This is a genomic window from Nguyenibacter vanlangensis (assembly GCF_013376155.1).
Classification (GTDB): Bacteria; Pseudomonadota; Alphaproteobacteria; order Acetobacterales; family Acetobacteraceae; genus Gluconacetobacter; species Gluconacetobacter vanlangensis.
The window spans coordinates 1-3,603 of sequence record NZ_JABXXP010000287.1; the positions used below are offsets into that span (position 1 = coordinate 1).

Consider the following 3,603-nt stretch of genomic DNA (forward strand, 5'->3'; position numbering starts at 1 on the left):
CGCTGCTGATCGCCCTGTCCGCGATCTCGCCGGCCTCGTCGGTATTCATCATCGTGCCGGGCGTCCTGGCCACGGCCGGGTCGGGGGCGCTGCTCAGCATGGCGGCGGGGGCGGCCATCGCCTGGTGCCTGGCTTTCGTCTTCGCCGAACTGGCCTCCGCCTATCCGCTCAGCGGCGGGGAATACGCCATCGTCGGCCGGGTCGTCGGGCCGTTCTGGGGTTTCCTGGTCATGGGGGCCAGCCTGATCGGCAATTGCCTGATCCCGGCGGTGATGGCGCTGGGCCTGTCCACGTATCTGGGCGTGCTGCTGCCCGGCCTGCCGCCGGTGCCCACCGCCCTGGTCACCATCGTAATCGTCACCCTGGTCGGTATCCTCAATATCCGGACCAACGCGGTGCTCACCGGCCTGTTCCTGGTCGTTGAAATCCTTGCCCTGCTGGTCCTGGTCGCGCTGGGTTTCCTGCATGTCGCCCGGCCGCTCACCGGCCTGCTGCTGCACCCGGCGATGCCGGGCGGCACCGGCCTGGTACCGGCCTCGGCCGCCATGATCGGCATGGCGACCTCGGTCGCTCTCTTCGCCTATAACGGCTATGGCGCGGCCGTATATTTCGGCGAGGAAACCCACGATGCCGGGCGCCATATCGCCCGGGCCGTGATGTGGGCCTTCGCCATCGCCATCGCGTCGGAACTGGTTCCGGTGATCGCCATCCTGATGGGGGCGCCAGACCTGCGGGCGCTGCTGGGCGCGCGCAACATGCTGGGCGATTTCATCGCGGCGCGCGGCGGGCCGATTCTGGCCACGATGGTCAGCCTGGGCATCGCGCTGGCCATCTTCAACGCGCTGATCGCGATGATGCTGCTGGCGGCACGCATCGCCTACAGCACAGGGCGCGACCGCATCTGGCCCGCCGGCCTGTCCGGCGCGCTGACGCGCACCCACCGCAGGTTCCATTCGCCCTGGGTGGCGACCCTGGTCTGCGGGGTCATCGCGGGCCTGGCCTGCCTGGTGCCCGAGACCGCGCTGCTGGTCATCACCAGTTCCACCCTCGTCCTGATCGCCGGGCTGCTCTGCGTCGCGGTCATCATGGGCCGCCATAACGGCACCACGGACCACGGCCATTACCGGATGCCGCTCTTTCCCCTCCTGCCGGCCGTCGCGCTGCTGGCCATGCTGTCCATCGTCTATACCAACTGGCTCGACCCGGTGATCGGCCGGCCCAGCCTGGCCGCCACCGGCGCGATCTGCGTGGCCTCGGCGCTCTATTACCGGCTGGTGCTGCGCCGGCGTGGCGCCTGGGTGCTGCGCGGCCCCGACGATTGTTAGAGTGTCCACCGAATCGGTGTTCAGTAGACATGCTTTAGATTAGGCTTATTTTTGGCCTTGAGCGCGCTCGTAGGGTCAGGTCGTAATTTTGATTGTCCGGTGCTGTGGTCCGTCCGCGTACCTTTAGGCGCGATAGAGGCCGATCGACGACCACGATCAGGATATACGATAAAATCACAGAAAACACATAGACTTCCACGGCGCAGCGAAGATCGAACGCCTTGTGGAACACGACGAAGTACCAAGCCAAAACAAGCGTATGCGCCAAGTATACCGGATAGGATAGGTCGCCCAATAAACCATCCAGTTTGTTCTTTCTTACGTCAATGAATGACAGAACCACCCATCCCGACACAGGAAGAGAGACATACAGGCCGTGTTCCCACGGAAAATAGGGGTATCGGAGCCAGGATACGGACAAAAGGAGCCACGCGCCAAGGCTTAGCGGGCGGTTCCTGATGAGGGATAACCAGGGCTTGAAGTGGCATAGGAGAGAACCGAAGGAGAACGCGATTAGGCACGTAGAGAAAAAGGTATAGCGCGCGGCGAAGCTCTCGAGTCCAAACCCGTACGAAATATTCACGACCAGGGAGATGAAGAAAAACAGGAGCGAGAACAAAGGCGAAAACGCCATCAAGGGCATCATGGCATAGGCGGTGAATTCCGTTGCTAAGGCTCCGGACGTCGCAACCGGTAGACCGGTCGTCGGAAAAACAGTCAGCAGGGTGAGTGGAGCAAGCCAGGTTCCTCGGCTTGGCATGTAAAATTGCCCATTGAACTGCGTGGGGTCAATCTTGTGGTGCCGTAAGAACACTATGGTTGCTATGCCGGCGAGAAGACAAATGTAATATAGAGGAAATATTCTTATTATTCTATTTGAGATGTATTTCAGTATCCCCTCGACGGTGAATCCGTATTTGTCTTTAATTACTAGCGTCATGAGGAAGCCGCTTAGAACATAGAATCCCCAAACTGCATAGGCCGCACCGCCCTGAATCATATCGTGCCAAGCATGGGAGAACAGAACCAAGCTGCATAAGAAAAATCGAAAGCTTCCCAATCCTATCCATTCTGGGAATATTTTATATAAACGACTAGATACTGATATCATCTCTTTTGTAATTCCGTATTATATACAATTATATGATTTTTATTTCCGAAGGGCATGACGGCCTGACATATTTGTTAATCACAAACAGACGATCTGCCCTCTCCTTACTCTTTTGAAGGGCACAGGGCAATGACGGCATCTCGTATGGCGGAGGGAGGCTACGGATAGAACGGTAGTGCATTAACGTTGCACCACCGGCCGGATGGCGAAATTGCTCTGGATCCGCACGACTCCCGGCAGGCGCGACAGTTCTTCCTTGTGGATCCGCTCATAATCGGCCAGGTCGCGGGCCTCGACCCGCACCAGGTAATCCGCGTCCCCGGTCATCAGGTAGCATTCGCGCACATCCGCGCAATCCCGCACCCGGGCCTCGAACCGGCGCAGCGCCTCGTCGGTCAGCCGTTCCAGCGTGATCTGCACGATCACGGTGGTCATGCTGTGGGCCGACCGCTCGTCGATGATCGCGCGATAGCCGCGAATGACCCCCTGTTCCTCCAGCATCCTGACCCGCCGCAGGCATGCCGAGGGCGACAGCCCGACCCGCTGGGCGAGGTCGGCGTTGCTGATTCGCCCGTCATGCTGCAGCAGGCGCAGGATGGCTTCGGTGACGCGATCGACGATCATGATGAAATTTTCCGCCAAATTTCGTAGAATAATGCGTTAATGTGCCATATTTCGACGAATAATGCCAACAATCGGCAGGATATTTCATTACGATCCGGTATAAGCTCCTGCCTCATGACGATGTCCCTTGCTCCAGGTGCCTGGCCGGCCGATCGGGCCGGGGCCACGTTGACGATCGACCTGGCGGCGATCGCCGCCAATTATCGGCTGCTCGGCGAACGGGCGGCGGGGGCGGTGTGCGCCCCGGTGGTCAAGGCCGATGCCTATGGGCTGGGGGCCGCCCGGGTGGCGCCGGTGCTGGAGGCGGCCGGCGCGCGGGATTTCTTCGTCGCCCATGTCGATGAAGGCATCGCCCTGCGCCGGTATGTCTCGCCGGATGTGCGGATCACCATCCTGCACGGCCCGCGCCCGGGTGCGGTGGGTGATTGCGTCCGGCACGTTCTGCGTCCGGTCCTGAACAGCATGGAACAACTGGCCTCATGGCGGCAGGCCGCCGGCCGCCACGGGCGGGGGCTCGCGGCCGCGTTGCAGGTCGATAGCGGC

General features: G+C 60.9%; 4 protein-coding genes. 2 read left to right on the forward strand and 2 right to left on the reverse strand.

Annotation, left to right across the window (positions count from 1 at the left end):
* A partial coding sequence (locus HUK84_RS12515) for an APC family permease (RefSeq protein ID WP_176640589.1) occupies nt 1-1,325 on the forward strand: 1,325 nt, incomplete at its 5' end.
* A 34-nt stretch (nt 1,326-1,359) separates the two neighbouring features.
* On the opposite strand, the gene HUK84_RS12520 is transcribed toward HUK84_RS12515, so the two are convergent.
* Nucleotides 1,360-2,355, reverse strand: coding sequence for an acyltransferase family protein (locus HUK84_RS12520; protein ID WP_176640590.1), 996 nt, complete (start codon nt 2,353-2,355; stop codon nt 1,360-1,362).
* Nucleotides 2,356-2,616: 261 nt separating this feature from the next.
* Nucleotides 2,617-3,060, reverse strand: coding sequence for an Lrp/AsnC family transcriptional regulator (locus HUK84_RS12525; protein WP_176640591.1), 444 nt, complete (start codon nt 3,058-3,060; stop codon nt 2,617-2,619).
* A gap of 114 nt (nt 3,061-3,174) precedes the next feature.
* On the opposite strand from HUK84_RS12525, the gene HUK84_RS12530 reads away from it, so the two are divergent.
* Nucleotides 3,175-3,603, forward strand: a 429-nt coding sequence (locus HUK84_RS12530; protein WP_176640592.1) for an alanine racemase, incomplete at its 3' end; no start/stop codon positions are given.